22 protein-coding genes are annotated in these 26,152 nt (G+C 37.9%); 17 read left to right on the top strand and 5 right to left on the bottom strand.

Going from position 1 to position 26,152, the window contains the following annotated elements; all coding sequences use genetic code 11:
* The first annotated feature begins 112 nt into the window (after nt 1-112).
* From PZ898_RS07765 to PZ898_RS07755, 3 genes are all read left to right on the top strand, one after another.
* Nucleotides 113-859 carry a metallophosphoesterase gene (locus PZ898_RS07765; RefSeq protein ID WP_062672117.1) on the top strand — a complete coding sequence of 249 codons (747 nt, stop codon included), beginning with the start codon at nt 113-115 and terminating at the stop codon, nt 857-859.
* 111 nt (nt 860-970) lie between these two features.
* Nucleotides 971-1,522 carry a DUF2652 domain-containing protein gene (locus PZ898_RS07760; protein ID WP_062672115.1) on the top strand — a complete coding sequence of 184 codons (552 nt, stop codon included), beginning with the start codon at nt 971-973 and terminating at the stop codon, nt 1,520-1,522.
* Nucleotides 1,523-1,902: 380 nt separating this feature from the next.
* Nucleotides 1,903-4,089 carry a TonB-dependent receptor gene (locus PZ898_RS07755; protein ID WP_277695221.1) on the top strand — a complete coding sequence of 729 codons (2,187 nt, stop codon included), beginning with the start codon at nt 1,903-1,905 and terminating at the stop codon, nt 4,087-4,089.
* 225 nt (nt 4,090-4,314) lie between these two features.
* Here the strand turns inward: PZ898_RS07755 and PZ898_RS07750 are convergent, their stop codons facing one another.
* From PZ898_RS07750 to PZ898_RS07730, 5 genes are all read right to left on the bottom strand, one after another.
* A complete protein-coding gene (locus tag PZ898_RS07750; RefSeq protein WP_123279674.1) occupies nt 4,315-6,579 on the bottom strand; it encodes a glycoside hydrolase family 3 C-terminal domain-containing protein in 2,265 nt (754 codons plus the stop codon).
* A gap of 225 nt (nt 6,580-6,804) precedes the next feature.
* Complete coding sequence (gene metQ, locus PZ898_RS07745; protein ID WP_062672109.1) at nt 6,805-7,614, bottom strand: methionine ABC transporter substrate-binding lipoprotein MetQ; 810 nt, start codon at nt 7,612-7,614, stop codon at nt 6,805-6,807.
* A 124-nt stretch (nt 7,615-7,738) separates the two neighbouring features.
* Entirely contained in the window at nt 7,739-8,395 is a 657-nt protein-coding gene (gene metI, locus PZ898_RS07740; protein WP_120231802.1) for a methionine ABC transporter permease MetI, read from the bottom strand.
* Nucleotides 8,388-9,416, bottom strand: a complete 1,029-nt coding sequence (locus tag PZ898_RS07735) for an ATP-binding cassette domain-containing protein (protein ID WP_120231801.1) — start codon at nt 9,414-9,416, stop codon at nt 8,388-8,390. The genes metI and PZ898_RS07735 overlap by 8 nt, the downstream gene beginning before the upstream one ends.
* An 18-nt stretch (nt 9,417-9,434) precedes the next feature.
* Complete coding sequence (locus PZ898_RS07730) at nt 9,435-10,430, bottom strand: EamA family transporter (RefSeq protein ID WP_277695220.1); 996 nt, start codon at nt 10,428-10,430, stop codon at nt 9,435-9,437.
* Between the two features lie 573 nt (nt 10,431-11,003).
* Here PZ898_RS07730 and PZ898_RS07725 point away from each other — a divergent pair.
* From PZ898_RS07725 to PZ898_RS07660, 14 genes are all read left to right on the top strand, one after another.
* Nucleotides 11,004-11,936 carry a ring-cleaving dioxygenase gene (locus tag PZ898_RS07725; RefSeq protein WP_120232232.1) on the top strand — a complete coding sequence of 311 codons (933 nt, stop codon included), beginning with the start codon at nt 11,004-11,006 and terminating at the stop codon, nt 11,934-11,936.
* A gap of 59 nt (nt 11,937-11,995) precedes the next feature.
* Nucleotides 11,996-12,292 carry a GNAT family N-acetyltransferase gene (locus tag PZ898_RS07720; protein ID WP_047433770.1) on the top strand — a complete coding sequence of 99 codons (297 nt, stop codon included), beginning with the start codon at nt 11,996-11,998 and terminating at the stop codon, nt 12,290-12,292.
* A gap of 197 nt (nt 12,293-12,489) precedes the next feature.
* Nucleotides 12,490-13,443 (top strand): ring-cleaving dioxygenase, encoded by a 954-nt coding sequence (locus PZ898_RS07715; RefSeq protein ID WP_062672102.1) that lies wholly within the window; start codon nt 12,490-12,492, stop codon nt 13,441-13,443.
* Between the two features lie 5 nt (nt 13,444-13,448).
* The gene (locus tag PZ898_RS07710) at nt 13,449-14,069 is read left to right on the top strand and encodes a dienelactone hydrolase family protein (RefSeq protein ID WP_062672101.1); all 621 of its coding nucleotides are present in this window, start codon (nt 13,449-13,451) and stop codon (nt 14,067-14,069) included.
* Between the two features lie 123 nt (nt 14,070-14,192).
* The gene (locus tag PZ898_RS07705; RefSeq protein WP_062672100.1) at nt 14,193-15,803 is read left to right on the top strand and encodes a Na+/H+ antiporter; all 1,611 of its coding nucleotides are present in this window, start codon (nt 14,193-14,195) and stop codon (nt 15,801-15,803) included.
* A 272-nt stretch (nt 15,804-16,075) separates the two neighbouring features.
* The gene (locus PZ898_RS07700) at nt 16,076-16,387 is read left to right on the top strand and encodes a hypothetical protein (protein WP_062672098.1); all 312 of its coding nucleotides are present in this window, start codon (nt 16,076-16,078) and stop codon (nt 16,385-16,387) included.
* A 10-nt stretch (nt 16,388-16,397) separates the two neighbouring features.
* Nucleotides 16,398-16,982: a Crp/Fnr family transcriptional regulator gene (locus PZ898_RS07695; protein WP_062672096.1), complete on the top strand. Its 585-nt coding sequence runs from the start codon at nt 16,398-16,400 to the stop codon at nt 16,980-16,982.
* Between the two features lie 190 nt (nt 16,983-17,172).
* On the top strand, nt 17,173-18,048 hold the full coding sequence (locus tag PZ898_RS07690) for a pirin family protein (RefSeq protein ID WP_062672092.1): 876 nt from the start codon (nt 17,173-17,175) through the stop codon (nt 18,046-18,048).
* 40 nt (nt 18,049-18,088) lie between these two features.
* On the top strand, nt 18,089-18,778 hold the full coding sequence (locus PZ898_RS07685; protein WP_062672090.1) for a hydrolase: 690 nt from the start codon (nt 18,089-18,091) through the stop codon (nt 18,776-18,778).
* 59 nt (nt 18,779-18,837) lie between these two features.
* Nucleotides 18,838-20,610 (top strand): amidohydrolase, encoded by a 1,773-nt coding sequence (locus PZ898_RS07680; protein ID WP_120232231.1) that lies wholly within the window; start codon nt 18,838-18,840, stop codon nt 20,608-20,610.
* A 181-nt stretch (nt 20,611-20,791) separates the two neighbouring features.
* The gene (locus PZ898_RS07675; protein ID WP_277695219.1) at nt 20,792-21,223 is read left to right on the top strand and encodes a DoxX family protein; all 432 of its coding nucleotides are present in this window, start codon (nt 20,792-20,794) and stop codon (nt 21,221-21,223) included.
* Nucleotides 21,220-22,587 carry an alginate export family protein gene (locus PZ898_RS07670; protein WP_277695218.1) on the top strand — a complete coding sequence of 456 codons (1,368 nt, stop codon included), beginning with the start codon at nt 21,220-21,222 and terminating at the stop codon, nt 22,585-22,587. The genes PZ898_RS07675 and PZ898_RS07670 overlap by 4 nt, the downstream gene beginning before the upstream one ends.
* 263 nt (nt 22,588-22,850) lie before the next feature.
* On the top strand, nt 22,851-23,579 hold the full coding sequence (locus tag PZ898_RS07665; RefSeq protein ID WP_277695217.1) for a M17 family peptidase N-terminal domain-containing protein: 729 nt from the start codon (nt 22,851-22,853) through the stop codon (nt 23,577-23,579).
* A 404-nt stretch (nt 23,580-23,983) separates the two neighbouring features.
* On the top strand, nt 23,984-26,110 hold the full coding sequence (locus PZ898_RS07660; RefSeq protein WP_062672082.1) for a type IA DNA topoisomerase: 2,127 nt from the start codon (nt 23,984-23,986) through the stop codon (nt 26,108-26,110).
* Nucleotides 26,111-26,152: the final 42 nt, after the last annotated feature.

Raw genomic sequence — 26,152 nt, 5'->3', positions numbered from 1 at the left:
TTAAAAATATACAAACTATATGAGGAAGGAATCGGTGCTTAGGTGCCGGTTCTTTTTTTTTGATTTTTGCTATTCTGTTTCCCTTTATTACCTTTGCTGTTTACTATATATCATGAAAATACAGGTCATCAGCGATCTTCATCGGGAATTTGGAAGTACGGAATTATGTTTTGATCACGCAGATGTCGTGGTGCTGGCAGGTGATATCAATCTGGGGACCAAAGGATTTGAATGGATTAAAGAAGCAATACCCAATAAACCTGTGATCTATGTTTTGGGCAATCATGAATACTATAAAGGCTCTTACCCTAAAACACTTCATAAGATCAAAGAGGCGGCGTCGAACTCCAATGTTCATGTGCTTGAAAATTCACATGTTGATATTGAGGGAATTCGTTTTCACGGGGCAACGCTGTGGACTGATTTTTCCATCTTTGGAAATCCTGTTCAGTACGGAATGCTTTGTCAGCCCAAAATGAATGATTATAAGATGATCAAAAGAGATCCTTCTTATTCGAAAATGAGAACTTTGGATACCTTTAAAATTCATCAGCTTTCAAAACAATGGCTAAAAGAAAGTCTTGAAGACTCAAAAGAATTTAAAAATATTGTCGTTACCCATCATGCACCCAGTATACAATCTGTTCCTGAACATTATAAAGAAGATCCGTTAACAGCGGCTTATGCTTCTGATTTGGAAGATGTAATTAAAGAGTACCAACCCTTATACTGGATTCACGGGCACATTCATACTCCCGTAAGATATAAAATCGGAGAAACAGAAATTATCTGCAATCCTCATGGCTATATTGACGAAAAATATAATGGATATGATAAGGATCTGATGATTGTTGTTTAAAAAATAGAAGTAAAATTTCCACAGAATTCTTTTTTTGTCTTAAAAATGATAAAGTAAAATTGAGTCTGCTTCGTCTGTAATGCTAAAGCTGGTTTTTAATCCATTATCATTATGAAGACAAGTATACAAGAGGGGATTATTCTCATTCCGGATTTCAGCGGATTTACCGAATTTGTGTTCAATACAAAATTGTACACTGGCGAGTATATTGTGAGACAATTATTGTCTACACTGATTGATGTGAACGATCAGTATTTTGAAATTTCCGAGATTGAGGGAGATGCCATTTTATTTTACCGTTATGATGAAAATCCATCCTACCAGAGTATTTCAACCATGTTGTGGAAGATGAGAAGTGCGTTCAACAGGAAGATAGAGGAGTTGAGTAAGAGTTTGAGTACGAAAATTGATCTGGCTCTCAAGTTTATTGTTCATTACGGTTCCTTTTCACAGTACAATATTGGAAACTTCAGAAAATTATATGGAAAAACAATTGTGGAAGCCCATCAGCTTTTAAAAAACGGAGTGGCAGAACAGCCTTCTTATGCGCTTTTCAGTAATTCTTTTCTGGAAAGCAGTAAAAATAAAGAGTCAGATTTTAATCAAGACCCGCTTCGTTTGCCGGAAGTAGGCGTTATCCATTATTTTGAAAATGTAAACTAAGCATATATTTTTTAATATTATTCCTTGTAAATTTGCTATTGCTAACGGCCAGGGTGAGATCCTGGCTTTTTTTATGGGGTTTCTTTTAAATAAAAACTGATTTTACACATTGGTAGTAAAATATTCCTGTAATTATGGTAGATTTTAAAACATTTTTAAGATAAATTGAAATTATGTTTAAAATACTTTTTTAAGAATATTTATTATAAATGTGATTTATATTACTTGTTTTTATTGAATAATGTGTAGTGTTTTTGAATTTATGTTTAAATTCAGTATTGGTATCTTGTTGGTAATTAAGTATTTATTTTAATTTTTTTCTTTTTTGATGTAACGAAATTATGGAGTTAGTGGTCTTATAGATAAAACTATAATTTCACATGAAAATACTATTATTTCCAATAGCACTATTAACAGGCTCATTAGCAATAGCTCAGCAAGCTCCAGCTCCGGCAGCCAACGATACTGTAAAGGGAAATGCAAAAGAAATCGAAGCTGTTACTCTGGTAGCCAGAAAACCAACAGTAGAATCGAAAATAGACAGAACTGTATTCAATGTAGCCAATAGTGCAATTCTGGCAGGAAATACAACATGGGATGTTCTTAGAATGACGCCTTTGGTAAGTATTGATAACAATGATGAGGTAAAAGCCGAAGGGCAAATGGTAACGGTATACATCAATGACAGGAAATCGGTTTTTACAGGGAAAGAATTGAAGGAATATCTTAAAACAATTCCAGCTGATAACCTGATGAAAATTGAGGTGATTACCAGCCCGTCTTCCCGTTATGAAACTTCAGGATCCGTGATCAATATTGTCCTTAAAAAAAGAGATGACGAAGGGATAAAAGGAAGCATCTCCCTCAACAACAGACAAAGTACGAAGAACTCACAATACACGAACTTCAACCTGAACTATCATAAGAAAAGGTTTACCCAAACCTTTATAGGAGGCTACAATAGCGGAAATTATGTACAAAAGACTCAAACATGGGATAACCGTTATGCAACAAATAAACTGACTCAGTTTAATTTGGAGAATGTGATGAGAAACGAAAGTCCGTCTATTTCTTCCACTTCAGAATTTGAACTGAATGATAAAAATAATATCGGATTTGTAGCAGAGTATTCACAGAGCAGAAATTTGTCTCTGTCTGAATCTAATGGAATGATCTTCAATAACGGAGAGCCTGGAGATTCTTTTCTTCAGACTCAGAATACATGGGGATTCAACCGTAACCTGGGAACCAATGCTTTCTATAAATATTATGATAAAGAAAAGAACAGAATTTTAGATATTAATTTAGGAACCAATTACTCCAGCAATGACAATGACAATTTAATTGATAAACAAATTCATAATCAAACCGGCAGCTCAAATCAGCAGCTGGGAGTTATCAGTTCAAATCAGATGCGTAATTATTATCTGAAAGTAGATTATACACAGCCTTTAGGGAAATCCGGCGGAACGATGGAAGTAGGAGGGAAAACGGAAATTAACAACCATGTTATTCCTAATAGTCTGTATGGATTCAGTATGAATGATAGTAATTCAGAATTTTACAATCTTGCGAGAAATGATACCTTTCATTATGAGGATAATCTGAGCTCTTTATATGTTAACTATAGTAAGACATTCTTCAAAAAACTGGAAACAAGAATCGGAGTACGTTATGAATACATTGATTATAAAGTAAGACAGGATGTTGCAGGCACAGAGAGAAAAGATTCATACGGAACCTTTCTTCCCAATTTATTGCTGAAATATAATTTTTCAGAGAAATTTGACTTAAGTCTTACCTATAACCGAAGCATATGGAGACCTTGGTATTCTGAATTTAATCCTTTCCTCGTTCCTGAAATTAACGGAACCTATTCCAGAGGAAATCTTTATCTGAATCCCAATCCGAATGACCGGCTTTATCTGAAATTGGGAATCCTGAAAAAGTATTTTATCTCTGCAAGATATATGCACACCAATCAGGATTATTGGACAACTTATGTTACGGAAAACGGAAGAACAGTTTCATTGCCAGGAAACTTCGACGGAAAGGTTGAAAAATATTACCTTTTTGCCAATACCAATCAGAATTTCCTGAAAAATAAACTGAATGTGAATGCCGGATTCGGATGGTATTACATTAATAATAAGGATTTCAACCAAAAGAATGATCTAAGGGGTAAAGACTATATCAGTTATTGGGGAGCTTCTGCCAACGTATCTTATACGAATCTTTTCAATAAAAATATTAATCTGAGTGCATGGGTAGAACTGGCCAACCAGAATAACGGAAACTCTTATGCGAATAATACCAATGTTTTCCATAATATTTCAGTGACCAAAATATTCCCGAAAACGCAGATGGAACTAAGCATGCAGCTGATGAATATCTTTAAAAGACCTTATGGTGATAACACAACTTATAGCCCGGACGGAACGTTCAGAGAGTACTCAAAATGGGACTGGTACGGTTTTTCCCTTACTTTTGTAAAACGTTTTGGAAACCAGAAAGTAAAAGAAAATACAAAAACTGACGTAGAGAAAAACGGTGGCGGTGGAAAATAATTCAGGAATTGTTAGATAAAAATGAAAGCAGGTTTCCAATTGGAATCTGCTTTTTATTTTTAGTTAGAAGCTAGAAGTAGTGAGGCACGTCCTTGATTGTCTATAAAAATCTGTGAAATCTCTTTGATCTTTGGGAGAAAAATTAAAAAAACAGACCCCAATCCGGGATCTGTTTGCATTCTATCAAATAATTATAAATAGAGTTTATACTCTTAAATCTCAGTTTTATTTAAGGGTAAACTTTACCTTGGTTTTAATAGCATCGGAAGAATTTCCAATCTGTGCTTCAAAGTCTCCCGGTTCAGCTACCCAATCGTGTTTTTGAGCATCAAAATAACTTAAAGCCGTTTTATCAATAGTGAAACTCACTTCTTTCTGTTCTCCCGGATTCAGATATATTTTTTCAAAACCTTTCAGCTCTTTTGCAGGGCGTGGAACAGAAGATTTTAAATCACTGATATAAAGCTGGGCCACTTCAGCTCCTGCTTTTTTACCTGTGTTTTTAACGGTTACTGTAAATGTAATTTTACCGTCCTGTGAAATAGTAGTCTGGTCTGCTTTTGCCTTTCCGAATTCAAAAGTCGTATAGCTCAATCCATGTCCGAAACTGAAAAGAGGTTTTATATTCTTCATGTCATGCCAACGATATCCTACAAAAATGCCTTCATTGTAAGTAATATTGATGGGATTTTTCTGGTCTTTTCCTTTTCCTGCAGCCAGCTCATCTTTCTGTCCCGGATATTCTCCCAGCTGATGGGCGGAATTGTCTTCAAGTTTTACAGGGAAGGTAAACGGCAGCTTTCCTGATGGGTTGGCATCTCCTGCTAAAATGGCTGCAATAGAATTTCCGGCTTCGGATCCAAGATACCAGGCTTGCACAACCGTCGGAACGTCTTTAATCCAAGGCATTGCCACAGCATTTCCTGAAACTAAAACAACGGCAAGGTTTTTATTCGCTTTCGCAAGAGCAGAAATCACGTGATCCTGATTATATGGGAGTCCGTAACTTTTTCTGTCGTTTCCTTCACTGTCCTGGAAATCTGCTTTGTTCAGCCCCCCTACAAAAATGACATAATCTGATTTTTTAGCTAGTTCTACGGCTTCATTCAGTAATTCAGCTTCAGAACGGGTGTCTTTTAAATCCTGTCCGGATTTTACTCCGTTATATTCTCCTCCGATATCGCCCACATACCCTCTTGCATACTGTACATCTGCCTGTTTTCCGAATCTGGATTTGATTCCGTCTAAAGGAAGTGTTTCATATTTCACTTTTAAAGATGAAGAACCACCGCCAACAGTCATTATTTTGATGGCATTCTCTCCGATAACCGCTATTTTTTTAGCCTTATTAACATCAATCGGAAGAACATTTCCCTGATTTTTTAATAGAACAATTCCTTCTTCTCCGATTTCTTTGGCAACCGCTTTATGCTCTTCGGAAGCAATATTTCCGAAAGGCTTGTTACGGTTCATTGTTGTTTTATAAGCAAGACGAAGTAATCTGGTTACTTTGTCATCCAATTCTTTAGTTCCTACTTTTCCTGCTTTAATCAAATCAAGGTAAGGCTTTGCCAGATAATAATTGTCATAGGCATTTTTAGTTCCTGCAGAAAGTCCGTTGGTCCATGAACCGAATTCAAGATCAAGACCATTGTGGATAGCTTGTTCTGTATTGTTTACAGCACCCCAGTCGGATACCACTACGCCTTTATAATTCCATTCTTTCTTTAAAATATCGTTTAAAAGATATTGATTCTGGCTGGCATACTGGCCTTTATACATGTCGTAAGCTCCCATGATCGTCCACGAATCACCTTCTGTTACCGCTGCTTTAAAGGCAGGAAGGTAAATTTCATACAATGCTCTGTCATCCACATTCACATTGCTTGTATGACGGAACATTTCCTGATTGTTTAGGGCAAAATGTTTTACAGAAGTTGCTACGCCATTAGACTGCACACCTTTAATATAAGGAACTACCATTTTGGACGTCAGATAAGGATCTTCACCCATGTATTCAAAATTTCTTCCGTTCAGTGGAGTTCTGTAAATATTAACTCCAGGTCCCAGAAGAATATCTTTTTTTCTGTAGCGGGCTTCTTCACCCAATGCTTTCCCATAGTTCCATGACATTTTTTTGTTCCATGTTGCGGATAAAGCAGTCAGGGCAGGGTAGGCGATAATAGAATCGTTGGTCCATCCGGCCTGATCCCATTCGTCCCACATTACTTCAGGACGAACCCCGTGCGGGCCATCTGTTGTCCAGAATTCAGGAATTCCCAATCTTGGTACACCCGGTGAACTGAATTTCGACTGTGCATGAAGCATAGCCACTTTTTCTTCCAGTGTCATTCTTGATAATGCATCCTGAATACGCTGTTCTACAGGTTTGGATTCATCTAAATAAACAGGGATGGTAGTATTGGTCTGAGCCATATAAGAAGCAGAAATAAAGGTGAGTAAACTTATAATGACGGTTTTCTTTAACATAATGCCTTTCTATTTGATTAAAAACAAAAATAGACAAAAATTTTATTATCTCAAATTGAGAAAATAAAAAATTCACAAATAAAAAAACTGCCCACCCATTTGCAGACAGCTTATTATTAAATATTGCAGGTGTAAATGCGAAAAAACTGAAGAGAAGTTATCAGGTGAAAAAGAAAAACCCGAATCCACTCTCACAACTCTAATATCCTCAAACCCTCTCACTCATCAATCCCATCCTTTTACCGCACCTCCTTTGAAAATTTCTTTGGCTTTCTTTTCCACTTCGGGAGACTGATAGGCCTTTACAAAGTTTTTTACTTTCTGGCTGTTTTTATTATCTGGTCTCGCAACGACTACATTCACATAAGGTGAGTCTTTATCTTCCACAAGAATACCTTGTTTTTCCTGATCCAACCCTGCCTGAGCTGCGAAATTATTATTAATTACCCCTACAACAACATCTCTGTCATCCAAAACTCTTGGAATCTGAGCACCTTCGATCTCCATGATCTTCAGTTGTTTCGGATTTTCCGTAATATCTGTTACTTTGGGAAGAAGTCCCACACCATCTTTCAATTTCAGCAAACCGCTTTTTTGCAGAAGTAGTAAAGAACGTCCTCCATTGGTAGGATCATTGGGAATAACAATCGTGTTGCCTTCCTGTAACTGACTGATATTCTTAATTTTTTTGGAGTAGGCAACAATAGGATACACAAATGTATTTCCTACAGGCACAAGGTTATATCCTCTCTGCTTTGACTGTTCTGTTAAATAAGGAATATGCTGAAAGGCATTGGCATCAATATCTCCGTTAGTCAAAGCTTCATTGGGAACTACATAATCGTTGAAAGGGATCAGTTCCACTTCAAGATTGTACTTATCTTTAGCCACTTTTTTAGCTACTTCAGCAATTTCCTGCTCCGGGCCATAAGTGATCCCGACACGGATAAAGTTCGGATCATCCTTTCTTCCCGAACAGGCACTGAACAGCAATATTCCGGCAGCCACTAAACCAAAAATCTTTATTTTTTTCATTCTATTTTTTTATTTAAATACTATTGAAGCAAGAGAGTAAAAAATGATCTCATTCATCCCCATATCCCGAAACTCGCACCCCGGATCTCAAACACTCCTACTCTCAAACTCTCTCACCCAAAAACTACCTGTGATCAAATCTTTTTGACAATCTGTCGCCCATAAACTGAATGATGAAAACCAAAAGAACAAGCAGAATCAAAACGGTATTCATAATAACAATATCATATCCGATATATCCGTACTGGTAACCCACCTGTCCAAGCCCGCCAGCTCCCACAGCACCACCCATTGCAGAGTAACCTACCAGGGTAATCAAAGTGATGGTTGCATTATTGATTAATGAAGGAAGTGCTTCAGGAAGCAAAACTTTTCTGATGATCTGCAGCGGAGAAGCTCCCAAAGCTCTTGCCGTCTCTATAAGGCCGTGTGGAACTTCGATAAGGCTGTTCTCTACAAGTCTTGCAATAAAAGGGGCAGCTCCCACACTTAGAGGAACCAAAGCGGCATTTACTCCAATAGAAGTTCCTGCAAGAATTCTTGTGAAAGGAATCATCCATACAATTAAAATAATGAAGGGAATGGCACGGAAAATATTAACCAGAATAGATAATCCTCTATGGTAGGCTGTATTTTCCAGCAGTTGTCCTTTTCTGGTTAAAAATAACATGATTCCTACCGGAAGTCCAAGTACAAATCCAAAGAATCCGGATAAAAATGTCATGTAAACCGTTTCCCAGGTTCCTTTTGCCAAAAGGGCAATTACCGTATCACTAAGCATATCCTTTTACTGTATTTTGAATTTTATTTTGGTTGAAATAATAGATCGCCTGCTGGTTTTCTTCAGTCTCACCCTGAAGCTGTAAAAGTAGTTTACCGAAATTGGAATTTCCAAAATATTCTACATCTGCCTTTAACAATTTATAAGGGATTTTATATTGGCTGTATAGTGTTGAAAGAATCTGTTCAACACTGATGTTTTCGTTAAGTTCTATTTCGACCAGCGGAAATAAACCTTCTTTTGGTTCTTTCTGCAGTCTGCTGCTGAGTTCCTGTGGCAGGGTCATGATGTCTGAATTGATGAACTGGCGGATGATCGGGTGTTCTTTATCCGAAATAATCTCGCTTAAAGTTCCTTTTGTTAATAATTTTCCTTTGTCGATCACAGCAACGTGGTTGCAGACCGATTTGATGACTTCCATTTCGTGGGTAATTAAAAGGATGGTAATTCCCAGTCTCTGATTGATATCTCTTAAAAGCTGCAGAATAGACTGTGTTGTTGCCGGATCCAGTGCGCTGGTTGCTTCATCACAAAGCAGAAGGTGAGGATCATTGGCTAATGCCCTGGCAATGGCCACTCTTTGTTTCTGCCCGCCTGAAAGGCTTTTTGGATAATCATTGGCTTTATCTTCAAGGCCTACGATCTTCAGGAGTTCGTTTACTTTTCTGTTGATTTCGTCCTTGCTGGTATGATCCAGTTCCAGAGGAAGCGCTACATTATCAAAAACAGTTCTTGAAGAAAGAAGATTGAAATGCTGGAAGATCATTCCGATTTTTTTACGCTCCTCAGCAAGTTGTTGGGAACTGAGCTTTGTAAAATCCTTTCCATTAATAATAATTTGTCCTTCATCCGGTCTTTCCAATAGATTTACGGTACGGATCAGCGTACTTTTTCCTGCACCTGAAAAACCGATAATTCCTACGATATCTCCTTTATCTATAGTAAGACTTACCTTATCCAGTGCTTTGAAAGACTGTTTTTTCTGATGAAATGTTTTTGATATGTTTCTGATTTCTATCATTCTGATTTTATATACTTTTTAAATAGGCTGATATCTTCTGCCCGTTCTGTTTAAAAATCTCCTTACTCTTCTGATTTTGACCTTGGCCCGTTTTGAAAGTCTGAAATACTTGGTGACATTCGTTAGAAGTACTCCCAGCAATATGATGAATAAACCATACAGCTGACCTCCATTGATGCTTTGGTGGGCAACAATCCAGCCAGCAATCACGGTTACAATAGGATTGATGTAGGTATGGGTGCTTACCAAAGCAGCGGGTTTTACGGACAGAAGCCAAATGTACGACAAATAAGCGACTATCGATCCAAAGAAGATCAAAAATAGAACCCCAAACCATGCCGATAATGGAACCGCAGAAACTGAAAAATCAGTCCATTCTCTTCTGAAAAAGGCGATAATGAAAGAGGCTAATCCCGCTACGATAAGCTGTTGGGCAATATTCATAAACGTAGATTGGGAAGCCGGATTTTTCTTTGAATATAATGAACCCAATACCCAGGCAATGGAGCTTAGTCCTAATACCACAAACGCAGTAATACGCAGGTTTCCATCTGCCAATGCATGGGCATTAGAATTTACACTGCCCTTTAAAAACATAATCAGCCCTACGAAACCGATCACTAATCCTATCGGAATAAATTTATCCGAAAAATAATATTTCCAGTTTTTCTTATCGATAGCAATGAACCAAAATGGTCCTGTTGCAATAGAAATGGCCGCCTCAGAAGCCGTTACATACTGTTCTCCCCAGGCAACAAGCCCGGTTCCTCCGGTAAGAATAAGAATACCGGTTATGGTATTTTTCTTCCAGTTGATCAGAGAATTTGCTTTTTCCCCTTTAGACAGAAGATAACCTATCATCAGAATTCCGGCAACCAGAAATCTTAACCCCGAAAGAATGAATGGCGGAAATCCTTTTAAGCCAAATGAAATAGCTAAAAACGTAATTCCCCATATCACATAGATGTTTGTAAACGCCAATGGAATTAACCATTTGTTTTTAGAATTGCTCATTTTTATGTTTTTAATGTTGTTGTGTTCAATGAAAAAAGGCTCTACCACGTGGTAAAGCCTTTGAAAATATATCTAAATAAAAGTAAGGTCAACCACAGTATTCTTGATGTATAGGCATACACATATCCTTCATCATATTTTTGATGTTATGTTTCTTAATTGAATTATATTTTAATTCTGCCTTCATTTTGTCTTATTTCCTGAATACGTTTGCAAATATATAATATAATTTTTATTAGTCCACTAAAAAAGTAGGCTTTTTAAATATTAAATTATTGTTAATGGATTAACTGTATTTAATTCAGTGTTTTATGTGTTTTTATTTTTTGATTATTTTAAAGTGTTTATCGATTTTTTATGCTTTTTAATTCAAATACTATAGAAATTGACCGGTAATTGGGGTTGTGGAAAACATAAAATAAACTGAATTTTTTGAGAATTGTGTAAAGGTTGGTTGTGGGATGTTTAAAAAATAATTTAAATGTGTTTCCCAAAAGAGAGTTTTGCATTTATTAAACTAGTTAAATGCACAGGATTTTTGTTCACTGTAATTTAGCATCAAAATTAAAAGACATGGACAATAGAATTTTAGGTCTGCATCATATTACTGCTATTGCAGACAACGCCAAAAGAAATTTAGATTTTTATACCAAAGTTTTAGGCGTAAGACTGGTAAAGAAAACCGTAAACTTTGATGATCCGGGAACGTATCATTTTTATTTCGGAAATGAAAACGGAACTCCGGGAACCATTCTTACATTCTTTCCGTGGGAAGGAATAGGAAAAGGAACCAATGGAAGTGGAATGGCTACTCATATCGGGTATTCTGTACCCAAAGGAAGTCTTGACTTTTGGAAAAACCATTTACAAAACCTTAATGTAACCACGGAAGAAGGCGAAATATTCGGAGAAAAGATGATTTCTTTTAAAGATCCGGACGGACTTCAGTTACAGTTAATAGAACCATTAGTTGAAGACAACAGAAAAGTATGGACCACGGATGATATCAAAGATGAAAATGCATTAAAAGGTTTTCACAATGTCACTCTAACCTTAAAAAAAGCAGATCCTACCATTAAAGTTCTGACCGATATTTTAGGATATGATTTGCAGAAACAGGAGGGAGAAAGATACAGATTAGCAACTGATGCTATTGATACCGCTAATATTGTTGATATTATTGAAAATGATACCATTCCGGCAGGTAGAAATGCAGCTGGAACCAATCACCATATTGCATTCAGAGTAAAAGATGATAATGTTTTGATGGAATATCGTGAGAAAGCCTTATCCGCAGGACTAAGCATCACACCAAAAATCAACAGAGATTATTTCTACTCACTGTATTTCCGTGAGCCGGGTGGTGTTTTGTTTGAAATAGCAACCGATAATCCTGGATTCACTGTAGATGAGCCTTTGGAAGAGTTGGGAACCAACCTTAAACTTCCTGTTCAATACGAAGGAATGCGTGAGAAAATAGAAGGAGTATTGCCGAACTTATCATAGGTCATCGGTCAGAACTTATAAAGATGCTAATTTTGAATTAAAAATTAAAAACAAGAAAAATGGAAAGAACAGAAATAGTTTTAGAAGGAAGAAAAGGAGAGATTCAGCTTTTCTCAGACGATCATAAAGCAGGTAAAATGGACATATCAGTTATAGGAAAAAAACTGACCGTTTACCATACCGAAGTAAATCCGGAATACGAAGGAAAAGGCTTTGCCAAAATCTTACTGGAAAGACTGGTTTCCTACGCAAGAGAAAACGATTTAAAGATTCTGCCGCTATGTCCCTATGTTCACGCACAGTTTAAGCGTCATCCGGAAGAATATAATGATGTATGGTTGAAGGAAGAACTGTAGGGAGTTTGAGAGTCGGGATGCGGGTTTTCGAGATTCGGGTTTTTGAGATTCGAGTTTGAGAGTCTGAGGGGAAGAGGGTTTGAGAATCTTGAGCTAAAAACAGAAGATGAATAAAGTTATTCTCGAACTTATCAACTCGAATCCCGAACCCCGAAATCTCGCCTCCATTATAATAACCAATTAACAATTTTATCACAATGAAACTTATCACAGGATTGCATCACGTTACGGCAATTACGGGCAATGCACAGGAAAATATAGACTTTTATACAGGAGTTTTAGGACTTCGTTTAGTCAAAAAAACGGTTAATTTTGATTACTCGGATGTTTATCATTTTTATTTCGGTGACGAATACGGAACACCGGGAACGATTATGACTACTTTTCCCTATGGTAAAGATCTGATTAATGGCAGACATGGCAAAGGAATGCTTAATACCACTGCTTTTTCAGTTTCTATAGACGCCCTGGATTATTGGATGAACCGTCTGGAGCAGTTTAATATTCCCTTCAAACAGCCGCAGCAAAGATTTTCTGATGAAGTTTTCATTTACCTGGAAGATTTTGACGGACTGGGACTGGAATTGGTTTTTAATAGTAAAGACGAAAGAAAAGGATATTACAATGGTTATATTCCAAAAGATTATGCCATCAAAGGGATTCATCATGTGGAAATCTGGCAGGATGCCTATGAAAGAACAGCAGCACTTCTGACGACCCAGATGGATCATAAAGTAATCAAAGAAAGCCCTGACCGATTGAGATTGGGAACCGACAACATGCCGGGAAAATATGTAGATCTGCTTTCTACCCCAAATGCCTTAAAAGGTTTAGCAGGAAGAGGTACCGTTCATCATGTGGCTTTTGCTACTCCCGACGCAGAGTCCCAGCTGGAAATGGTAAAGAGACTCAACGCATACGGATTGGAGCATACCGAAGTGAAAGACAGAAAATATTTTACTTCCGTATATTTTAAAGAACCGGGAGGCGTTTTGTTTGAAATAGCAACTTCAGGCCCAGGGTTCGATGTGGATGAAGAAGCTGCATTTTTAGGTGAAGATCTGCAATTGCCGCTACAGTTTGAAAAAAGAAGAGAACGTTTGAAAGAAGTTCTTCCCAAAATCGATTATCCAACAGAAAAATTCAGATAGAAATAATGAGTCATACTTTAAATATAAAAACAGCAGGAATACCCTTAAATCAGGCGGAAAAAGCTTTGATCATGATTCACGGACGCGGAGGAAGTGCTCAGGATATTCTGAGTTTATCCCAGCATTTGAATGTAAAAGACTATGCACTTCTAGCCCCACAGGCTTTGAATCACACCTGGTATCCTTTTTCATTTATAGCTCCGGTGGAACAAAACGAACCGTGGTTATCATCAGCTCTTGAAATGGTTGAAGAAACGGTAAAAGCGGTTGTCAATTCAGGAATAAAACCTGAAAATATATACTTTTTCGGATTTTCCCAGGGAGCCTGTCTTACCCTTGAATTTTTAGCCCGCAATGCTCAGAAGTTCGGTGGAGCGGCAGCTATTATTGGTGGCGTGATTGGAGATAAAATCAACCGTGAAAATTATAAAGGTGATTTTGCAGGGACTCCGGTTTTCCTGGGAACCAGCAATCCTGATTTTCATGTTCCGGTAGAAAGAGTATATGCTACAGCCAATATTTTAAGAGAAATGAATGCGGAGGTAACAGAAAAAGTATATGCCAATTTTGGACATTCTATTAACGAAGAAGAAATTGAATTGGCCAACTCGGTTATCTTTAAATAAGTACTTTTAACTTTGAATATATTCAATAACGGCGGGCTTTAGCCCGCCTTTAAAAAAATAAATTTACCACTGGCTTTAGCCCAAACATAAATGATCAGAATCTGAAATCTAACTTCAAAAAACATGCACGAACAATTACTTTTAATATTAGGCCTTTTATTACTCGTCATGCTGCTGGTGATGCTGGCACAACGGATCAAAATTGCCTATCCTATCTTTCTGGTACTTGCCGGGTTGGGGATCAGCCTTATTCCCGGAGTTCCTGTTTTAAAGCTGGATCCGGAGATTATATTTCTGATTTTCTTACCACCTCTTTTATACGAAGCAGCCTGGTACACTTCATGGAATGATTTCTGGAAATGGAAACGTCCCATCAGCTTGTTGGCATTTGGGTTGGTATTTCTTACATCTTTGGTTGTTGCTTACACTTCACAAATGCTGATTCCGGGATTTACACTGGCTTTAGGTTTTTTATTGGGAGGAATTGTTTCACCGCCTGATGCTGTGGCGGCCACTACGGTTTTAAAAGGATTAAAAGTACCAAAACGTACCCTCGCTATACTGGAAGGAGAAAGTCTTATCAATGATGCTTCCTCACTGATTGTTTTCAGGTTTGCGCTAGCTGCTGTAATGACAGGAGCGTTTTCAATGCATGAAGCTACAGGACAGTTTTTTCTGGTAGCAGGAATGGGAATTGTCGTAGGAATTGCCGGAGCACATATTTTTTATGCCATTCACCGTTTTTTACCTACAACACCTGCTATTGATGCGGCACTTACCGTAATGACGCCATATATTTTATTTCTTTCTGCAGAACATTTCCATTTTTCGGGAGTGATGGCGGTAGTGAGCGGAGGATTGTTTATGTCATTCCGTGCTCATGAGATTTTCAAAACCGGAACTACCAGAATCAATATGACAGGAGTCTGGAACACGCTCATCTTTGTGATGAATGCTTTGGTTTTTGTATTAATAGGTCTTGAACTTCCTGATATCATCAATGGATTGGGTGAAATTTCAGTAATGGAAGGCATCAAATATGGTTTGGTTATAAGTTTGATTGTCATTGTGGTACGTCTTTTATGGATCTATCCCGTAGCTCACCTTCCAAGGTGGTTCAGTGAAAAAGCCCGCCGTGATCCGAGTCCGGGATGGAAAAATCCTTTAATCATAGGCTGGGCAGGAATGAGAGGAGTGGTTTCCCTAGCAACAGCTTTGTCTATTCCGGTGATGATGAATTCACAAGCTGAGTTTCCTATGAGAAATCTGATCATTTTTATCACATTTGTCGTCATTTTTGTGACATTAGTGTTTCAGGGATTGACATTACCTTTGATTATTAAATTAACAAAAATAGGGGAGATCGATCATATTTTGCCTTCTCACGAACAGCAGGCCGGAATTCAGATGAGACTGGATAAACTTGCCGTTCAGAGGCTTGATAACGAATACAATGAGGTGTTGAACAGCAATAGTCTCCTTGAAAATCTTAAAAATACGCTGGAAAGTGATATCAAACTTCACCAGAATCATCTCAATTCTATTGAAATGTGTACCAACAGGCAAAACGATATGGCCGAATATCATAAAGTAATGATGGATATATTTGCCTTACAGAGAAAAGAACTCTTTAAAATGAAACGCGAAAAACTCTTCAGTGATGACGAGATCCGAAAAGCAGAATCACAACTGGATCTGAATGAATTAAAAATTACAGGAAATAAGCATTTATAGAGATATTACGAGATGGGGTTTCGGGCTTGAGAGTCATAGGGTTTGAGTGTTGTTAGGGTAGAGCAGGTTTCCAGATTCGGGTTATTGATTGGGTGCATTTGGGAGTAAAAGTGTTTAGATTTCTACGAATGGAAAAACTAAGCACTTTATCTATTCACACACTATGTCATTCCGCAGAAATCCAAATCGTCATTTTACCCTTTACATAAGCAGTATAAACATTAAACTCTGAACCTTGAACCTTGAATTTTAAACTTTAAACCTTCAACAACATGAAAACATTACATTTTTTAGTCATAGGAAAGAACCAGGAAATTCTGGATACTTTAAAAAGAATTATAGAAAACAATGAAGGCTGGACAGCAGACATACAAAGTGATGAAAATTTCTGCTATGAGTATATAAAAAATAATACAGTGGATATTGTCCTTTTAAGCTCTGGATTGGAAGAAGATTTTGAGAAAGATATAAAAATATTCTGTGCCGGTTTGAATAAGGACGTTAAAGTAATCGATCATTACGGAGGAGGAAGTGGACTTTTAAAGAATGAAGTTTACAGTCTTTTTCCTAATTTGCAGGGATAAACCTGACGCCATGTTTGAAAATATCATCAAAAATATTACACGATTTATTTCAATCACTCCTGAAGAAGAAAAAACCTTTACAGATCTGCTTGTTTGCCAGTCGTTTCCAAAGAAAACGGTTTTGCTCAGAGAAGGAGAAATCTGCCAGTTTGAAGGGTATATTCATAAAGGATGTGTGAGAATGTATTGTTTGGATGATAATGGTTCCGAAGTAACGTTACTGTTTGCCATCGAAGATTGGTGGATTAGTGATATTGCATCATTTCATGAACAGAAGCCTTCTAAGGTTTTTATCGAAACACTGGAAGACTCGGAAATCTATATGTTGAACCCGTCAACAAAAGAAAAACTGCTGCAGGAAGTTCCCAAATTTGAAAGAGTTTTCAGAATGCTGGTTCAGAGGAACCTGGCAACCCTGCAAAGCCGACTGGTGAATACCATTTCCAAAACCGCATCAGACAGATATCTTGAGTTCATCAAAGTATACCCTTCCATCCCGCAAAGAGTAGCACAATACTACATTGCTTCTTACCTTGGGGTTTCAAAAGAATTTGTAAGCACCATTAGGAAGCGTCTTGCTTCAAAGGAGAAATAAATCTTAGTTTTTTATACTTGCAGATTGCAGAGATTTCAAAAAAAGCAATCCAATATACTTCATACTGCCAGATACAAAAGTATCCGGCATTTTTTTTTGCTGAAAAGTCATTTATTAAACTAGTTAAATGTGCAGGGTTTCCGGTCTCTCTAAATTTGTCTCATCAAACAAGAACAAATAACAATCTGATATGGACAGAAAAGATTTTTTAAAGAAAGGATTATTGGGAACAGGAATGTTTGTAGCATCAGCTTCTTTGGCAAGCGCTATGAAAAATGATATCGATGAGATCGAACCACTAGAACCGATCGGATACAATCATCTTCCCAATACAGAATCAAAAATAAAAGAAAACTCTGTGATCCACAGAGCTGATACAAGAGGGAAGGCAGATCACGGATGGCTGTTGAGCCAGCACACTTTCAGTTTTGCCAATTATTATAACCCTGAAAGAATGCACTTTGGAGTATTGAGAGTCCTGAATGATGATAAAGTGGAAGCAGGAAGAGGTTTCGGAACCCACCCTCACGACAATATGGAAATCATCAGTATTCCTTTGGAAGGTGACCTTGAACACAAAGACAGCATGGGAAATACAGCGGTGATCAGAAGCGGAGATATTCAGGTCATGAGTGCAGGAACAGGAATTATGCACAGTGAGTTCAACAAAAACAGCGATAAGCTTGTAAAATTCCTTCAGATCTGGATTTATCCGAAAAAAAGAAATGTGACGCCGAGATATGATCAGATTACATTAGATAAAACCAAAAGTCACAATCAATTTCAGCAGATCCTTTCCCCCAATGCAGATGACGAAGGTGTATGGATTCATCAGGACGCATGGTTTCATCTGGGAACTTTTGATCAGAATAAAGAAACGCTTTATCAGATCAGAAAAAAAGGAAACGGAGTCTATGCTTTTATTTTGAAGGGAAGCGCAGAAATAGGCGGTGAGATTATAGAAGAACGAGATGGATTCGGAGTCTGGGATATTCAGGAAATTACGATCAAAACCCTTCAGGAAGGTACAGAAATCCTTTTAATGGAAGTACCGATGACACTATAAAAATTAAACAGAAATAACAACCCTTAAATTTTAAATTATTATGAAAAAATTAATCCTATCATTTGCAGCTGGTTTATTATCATTAGCAGCATCAGCTCAAAACCCCGGAAAATCATTATTAAATCCTACCAATCATGCCGTAGTGCTTATAGACCACGAAGGACAAATGGCTTTTGCAACCAAAAGCATCAGTATGGAAGAATTAAGAAATAATGTGGCACTGGTAGCGGGTGGATCAAAAATATTCAATGTTCCTACAGTAGTAACAACGGTGGCAGAAAAGTCATTCAGCGGACCTGTTTTCCCGGAAATTTCAGAAGTATATCCGCAAGCAACAAGCGGATATGTAGACAGAACTACCATGAATACATGGGAAGACGTTAATGCCCATAAAGCCATTACAGGAAAAAATAAAAAGAAACTGGTTTTCGCAGGATTATGGACAAGTGTATGTATCGTAGGACCTGTATTATCAGCGATTGACGAAGGTTACGATGTATATGTAGTAACAGATGCTTCTGGGGATATTTCTAAAGAAGCGCACGATCAGTCAATCACCCGTATGGTTCAGGCAGGAGCACATCCTATCACTTCTGTGCAGTATGTATTGGAACTGCAGAGAGACTGGGCTAGAAAAGAAACATACAAACCTGTTAATGATCTGATGAAAAAACATGGTGGAGCTTACGGTATTGGAATTCAGTATGCTCAGGAAATGTTAAAACACTAATGGAACTGTTTCGGCAGGCTGAAAGCCTGCCGAAACCTTCAAACTTAAATATTGAAATTATGAAACTACTGAATATACTTACCCTTTCCACAGTTTTGGCAGCAGGAATTCTGAATGCTCAGAAAGCAGACATGATCATTACCAATGGAAAGATTACCACAATGGATGATAAAAATCCGGAAGTACAGGCTGTTGCCATCAAAGACCATAAAATCTTACAGGTAGGAACCAATGCCCAGATTTTAAAATTAAAAAACGGCAATACAAAAGTCATTGATGCTAAAGGAAACAGAGTGATTCCAGGCTTATTTGACAGCCATTTGCATGTAATCAGAGGAGGACGATTTTACAATACCGAACTTCGTTGGGATGGTGTGAAATCTTTAAAAAGAGCTTTGGAAATGCTGAAAGAACAGGCTCAGAGAACACCGAAGGGACAATGGGTAAGAGTCATTGGAGGCTGGAATGAATATCAGTTTGAAGAAAAAAGACTTCCCACACTGGCTGAAATTAATGAAGCTACGGGAAATGTGCCTACTTTCATCATGTATCTCTATGGAAAAGCCTGGCTGAACAAAGCCGGATTAAAAGAACTGAATATCAATGGAGATACCCCAAACCCTGCTCAAGGTTTAATTGAAAAAGACAATAACGGAGATCCCACAGGATTATTGGTGGCAGAACCGAATGCATTTATTCTTTATTCAACATTAGCGAAACTTCCGGAACTGAAAGAAGAAGAAAAAGTAAATTCTACCCTTCAATACATGACGGAACTGAACAGATTGGGAGTGACTGCAGTAATGGACGCAGGTGGAGGATTCCAGAATTTTCCGGATGACTACGGAACAACAGATCAGCTGAACAAACAAGGGAAAATTACCGTTCGTCTTCCTTACTATTTATTTGCCCAGAAAAAAGGATCTGAGCTTGCCGATTACACCAAATGGATTGGAATGGTAGAAATTGACGACCATGGTCATAATGATTTTAATGAAATCGATTATCATGTCAACGGTGGAGGGGAAAACCTGGTATCAGACGGAGCCGACTTTGAAAACTTTCTTTTCCCACGACCGGAACTTCCGGCTACGATGGAGAAAAATATGAAAGAGGTGGTAAGTCTTCTGGTAAAAAACAAATGGCCTTTCAGAATTCATGCGACGTATAATGAAAGTATCACCAGATTTTTAAATGTCATTGAAGAAGTAAACAAAGAAACTCCTTTGAACGGATTAGTATGGTTTATCGACCACGCAGAAACCGTTACCGAAGATAATATGAAAAGAATCAAAGCGTTGGGCGGAGGAATTGCAGTACAGCACAGAATGGCGTATCAGGGAGAAAGCTTCATCCACAGATATGGTAAAAAACCAGCTTTGGCATCTCCTCCGGTGAAAAAAATGCTGGAAATGGGAATTCCGGTTGGATTAGGAACAGACGGAACAAGAGTCGCAAGTTACAACCCATGGGTAGCTTTATACTGGATCACCACAGGAAAAACAATAGGAGGAACTCAGGTGATGGGTAAAGAAAATACGCTGGACAGAAAAACTGCTTTATCACTTTCTACTTACGGAGGATACGAACTCATTAAAGACTATCAGAAAGGAAAAATACAGAAAGGATACTTTGCAGATCTTACCATTCTGGATAAAGATTATTTCACAGTCAATGATGAAGACATCAAAAACATCACCTCAAAATTGACGATCGTAGACGGAAAAGTTGTATACGGAGATGAAACCTACAAAACAGCAGCTCCGGCACCACTTCCAGTCATCCCCGACTGGTCACCTGTAAAATATTACGGAGGCTATCAGACAAAATAATTTTTTAGCCATAAAAGTTTTTAATTATTCAAGTATCAACCAACGTTCCAACTGAAGGGGTGAAAATTCCCCTCCTTTGGAGGGGTGGCAAAAATTCAAAGAATTTTTGACGGGGTGGTCAACCCAGCATTAATACAATCACGACAATCAATTTAATTCATAGCTAAAATTCATTCCAATCATGAAAAAGTTAATCCATATCATCACCAATACCAATCCCGGAAGAAAATTAACAGATGTTGCCCTTCTAGCTTTTAGAATCTTCCTTTCTGTAGAATTAATCGTAGCGCACGGATTAAAAAAAATAGGAGTAGGCGTTTCAGAAGCAGAGCAGGTACCCAACCCGCTGCATCTTCCTGAAGCTTTCAACAGTCTTTTTGCTGATGCAGCCAATCTGATATTTCCGGTATTTGTGATCTTTGGTTTTTTCACAAGAATTGCAGTATTACCAATCCTGGCAGTTACCCTTACAGGATATTTTATACTTCATTGGAATGATGCTTTACTGGTGAAAGATACTCCTTTTATGTACAGTTTATGTTATCTGTTTTTACTGTTTATGGGAGCTGGAAGATATTCGGTGGATCATTATTTAACAAAGAAATCATCATGAAAAAACTGATCGCCATTGTACTGTTGCTGCAGATTTTTATTCCCGTTCAAATTTCTGCTCAGTTTAAGCTGATGAGGTTTGATGAAGATTATGCTTCCTATAAAGACTCTGCAAAAACTTTTTACAACTCCATCAAATACATACCGATTGCAGAAAAAAGCAACAATTATCTTTCATTGGGAGGAGAAGCAAGACTGGAATTTGTAGACTTTAATAATGAAGATTGGGGAAGAATGGGAATTGGAAGCAATCCTTTTCTGATTCAAAGATACAGTGTACATGCAGATCTGCATCTGGGCTCAAGAGTAAGAATTTTCGGACAGGTGAGAAGTGCATGGGAAAATGGAAGAAAGAATGGTCCGAGACCTATTGACGAAGACCATTTGAATATTCAGAATCTTTTCATTGATGTTGATATTTTGAAAAATGATAAAGAAAAGTTGACCGTACGTGCCGGAAGACAGGAACTTGATTATGGAAGCGGAAGACTGATCTCGGTAAGAGAAGGTCCGAATTTAAGACTCTATTTTGATGGATTAAAATTCATGTACAAAAGAGGGAACTTCAGATCTGATGCCTTTATGATGGCTGCCAGTGAAATAAGTCCGGGAGCATTTGATAACAAATCTTCAAAATCAATCAACCTTTGGGGAAGTTACAACACATGGATTATTCCCAGAAGCGGAAATCTGGAGCTCTATTATCTGGGGATTCACAGAAAGGATGTACGTTTTGAAGATGGACTTTCCGATGAGAACAGGCATACTTTTGGCGGAAGATTCTGGAAATATGGAGGAGGGCTTATTTACAATTTTGAAGCAGCCTATCAGTTTGGGAACTTTAATAAAGGAAATATCAGTGCATGGACGGCTTCTGCAGACATCGGATACATGTTTGAGAATGTAAAAGGAAAACCGACCATCAACCTTAGAAACGATTATATTTCAGGAGACAGTAATAAAGGAGATGGAACATTGGGAACATTCAATCCATTGTATCCGAAAGGTGGGTATTTTGGATTTAATCCTCAGATCGGCCCGGTGAATTTAATTGATATTCATCCTTATGCAACGATTGATTTAGGTAAAAAAATAACAGTGCAGGCAGACGTAGTTTTCAACTGGAGATATTCTATCCAGGACGGGATTTACAGACCCAGCGGAACACTAAACCTGGCGTCTTCCAACTCAAAAAAGAGATACATCGGAACCGCATTTTTAGGAAGTTTCAATTATAAGATCAATCCATTTTTAACCTTTAATACAGGAATACAGTATTTCAATACCGGAGCTTTCATTAACGATGTAATCGACAACCACAAAGACGGACTCTTCATCAATTCCAGAATTGTATTTAAATTTTAAACACACACAAGGAATTTGAAATTTGAAAATGAGATCATTTGAAAATAAATTGAACAATTATCCCACATCAATGCACCTCTCCATCACAGAAACTACCTTTGAAAAGAAATAAAATTAGCCGGAGCGAAGCGACTCGCGCCTTAACAACATAAACCTTAAAAAAACTTTGCGCCCTTGCGTTATTCCAACAAACAAAAATTAAAACCCGCAACAAAAATAACCCGCAACTCGCACCTCGTAACAAACAACAAAAAATAAATCACATGAAAAATACACTAAAACAATCACTGGTAATTGCAGCTTTAGCATTATCTACCTTAAACTTTGCACAAATTACAACCACAGCTCCTGCAAAAACAACAGCCATCGGAACTTCCAAAACCTGGGGAACCGTAGACGGAATTTCCATGATAGGATTGGTACAGGGCCCATCGTCTGCTGACGCCCAGCTTCAGGTAGCCTGTGTTTTCGAATATACAGAAGGAGACATCTTCAACGCTCAGGCATTGCCTGCTAAATTGAACGGATTGGTTCATCTGGATGAGGCCTTAAAAGGAGAACTGACCAACCTTAGAAAAGCAGGACAGTTTCAGGGACATTCCTTGGAAACGATTTTAATTACACCTCCTGCAGGATCGATGTCTGCAAAGAAATTATTGCTGATCGGTTTAGGTGACCGTAATAAATTCACTCCTGATTTAATGACTTCCGTAGGCGAAGTGGCAGCCCGTGAAGCTATGAGATTAGGCGTTACCAATTTTGCATTCGCCAGCGATCTGAAAGACGCCGGAATAGATTCACCCACTGCTTTGGTAGCGGGAAATGTAGTAAGAGGAATCGTACATGCCAACCGTTCTGAAAATTACCTGAAAGAACACAAATTATCCACCACCAAAAAATTAGAAAAAGTATATCTTCTGGCTGGTCCTGCCTTCTTTGAAACCGCAGGCGGAGGAATTTCCGATGCCATTTCAGAAGTAAAAAAGAAATAATGAACTAGTTTCATTACATTGTTGATCCGGCCCTCTTTTTTAGAGGGCTTTTTGTATAAAAATAATTACGATTATATATCTAAAAAGCAATTTGTTAAACGCAAAGTTGAATATATATTCCCTTAAATTTTAAGAGAGCAAAGATGGAATCAATGAAATTGATTCTTTCCAAGCTTATGGATTATCCTTCTGCTCCATCAGCGACTTTAGCCGCATTTCTTTGCTCCCTCAAATAAATAATAGAATCCAATAACCTTTGCGTGAAAATATATTGTAAAACTTTACTCCTTTTATAGAACAAAACGTAATTTACTCTTTCTCAACGCTAAGACCTCAACATTCAACGAAATTTGCAAAGTCAAAAAAAATCCCGATTTTTGCACTCCTCCAATAAACCCGAGTTCATGAAATTATGTATTGCCGAGAAACCCAGTGTTGCCAGAGATATCGCCAAAGTATTGGGCGCTACCACGCCTAAACAAGGCTATATGGAAGGAAACGGCTATTGCGTAACATGGACGTTCGGACACCTTTGTACCCTGAAAGAACCACACGATTACGGTCCACAGTTCAAATCCTGGAACCTTTTTTCACTGCCGATTATTCCCAGCAGCTTTGGAATCAAGCTGATCCCTAATAAAGGTGTTGAAAATCAGTTTAAAGTCATTGAAAAATTAGTTGAAGAATGTGATGAGGTCATTAACTGCGGGGATGCCGGGCAGGAGGGAGAACTCATTCAGCGTTGGGTATTGCAGAAAGCAAAGTGCAACAAACCGATTCAGCGTTTATGGATTTCTTCACTAACGGAAGATGCTATTAAAGAAGGATTTGCCAGTTTAAAACCGGCAGAAGATTATAAAAACCTTTATCTGGCCGGAAATGCCAGAGCCATAGGAGATTGGTTGTTAGGGATTAATGCAACTAGGCTTTTTACGAAAAAATTTGGCGGAAATAAAGCAGTTCTTTCCATTGGAAGAGTGCAAACTCCTACATTGGCGATGCTTGTGCAGCGTCAGAAAGAAATTGATGCCTTTACCACAGAAGAATATTGGGAACTGAAAACCAAATACCGTGACGTTATTTTCAACGCAGCGATTGATCGTTTAAAAACGTTGGAACGTGCAGAAAAAGGGCTGGAATACCTTAAAGTAAATCCATTTGAAATCGTTTCTTTCGAAATTAAAGAAGGAAAAGAAAAAAATCCACGACTTTTCGATTTGACCGGACTTCAGGTAGAAGCCAATAAAAAATACGGATATTCAGCAGAAAATACCTTGAATTATGTGCAAAGTCTTTACGAAAAGAAGCACGTAACTTATCCCCGTGTTGATACCACCTACTTATCAGACAGTTTATATCCGAAAATTGCAGGAATTCTTCAGAAAATGTATCCTTATCAGGATCTGATTGCTCCGTTGCTGGAAGCTCCGATTCCAAAATCAAAAGCGGTTTTCGACGATACCAAAGTAACCGATCACCATGCGATCATTCCTACGGAAATTCCGCCTTCTCAGAATTTGAGCAGAGAAGAAAAACTGATTTATGATCTGATTGCAAAACGTTTTATAGCAGTATTCTATCCGGAATGTAAAATTTCCAATACTTTGGTAGAAGGAAAAGTAGGAACCATTCCTTTCAAAACCAGCGGAAGACAGGTTCTTGAAGCAGGATGGCGAGCAGTTTACGCCAAAGAACCTAAAGAAGAAACCACCGATAAGGAAAAAGAAAAAGAGGAAGAACAAACCATCCCTGAATTTACTGTAGGAGAAACCGGGCCCCACGATCCGATGATCCACCAGGGAAAAACAACGCCTCCAAAACCTTATACCGAAGCAACACTGCTGAGAGCGATGGAAACTGCCGGAAAACAGGTTGAAGATGAAGAATTGCGTGAAATGCTGAAAAACAACGGGATCGGAAGACCATCTACCCGTGCCAACATCATCGAAACCCTTTTCAAAAGAAAATACATCGAGAAAAAAAGAAAAAATCTGATCGCTACCCAAACCGGAATCCAGCTGATCGATACCATTGAAGACGAACTGTTAAAAAGCCCGGAACTGACCGGAGAATGGGAATCCAAACTTCGTAAAATTGAAAAAGGAGAGTATGAAGCTAATCTTTTCAAAGAAGAACTGATTCAGATGGTGACAGAACTCACTGAAAAAGTGGTGTACGGAAAAGGAAAAGTAATTACCCTCCAGGAAGAAGAAAAAGAAGAAGTCAAGGAGAAGAAAAAAAGAGAACCTGCGCAGAAAAAAGAACTTCAGTCCTGGGAAGAAACGAAATGCCCGAAATGTAAAGAACATAATCTGATCAAAGGAAAAACCGCCGTAGGCTGCTCCGATTTCAAAAACTGCGGTTTTAAAATTACGTTCGAAATCTTCGGCAAGAAACTATCCGATAAACAACTTTTAGATTTGGTATTAAAAGGAAAAACTTCAAAATTAAAAGGCTTCTCTACCCACCCGGAAGCAATCACAGAAGGTGTTTTGACTTTAAGTGATGATTTCCAGGTACAATTGAGCTAATCAATAGTATACTTGGTCCAAATTATCAACTACCATTTGGAA

Origin of the sequence: Chryseobacterium sp. WX (genome assembly GCF_029542485.1) — a bacterium.
In the GTDB taxonomy this organism is placed as follows: Bacteria; Bacteroidota; Bacteroidia; order Flavobacteriales; family Weeksellaceae; genus Chryseobacterium; species Chryseobacterium cucumeris.
The sequence above is the reverse complement of the archived record's forward strand: the minus strand, read 5'-3'. Positions and strand labels throughout refer to the sequence as shown.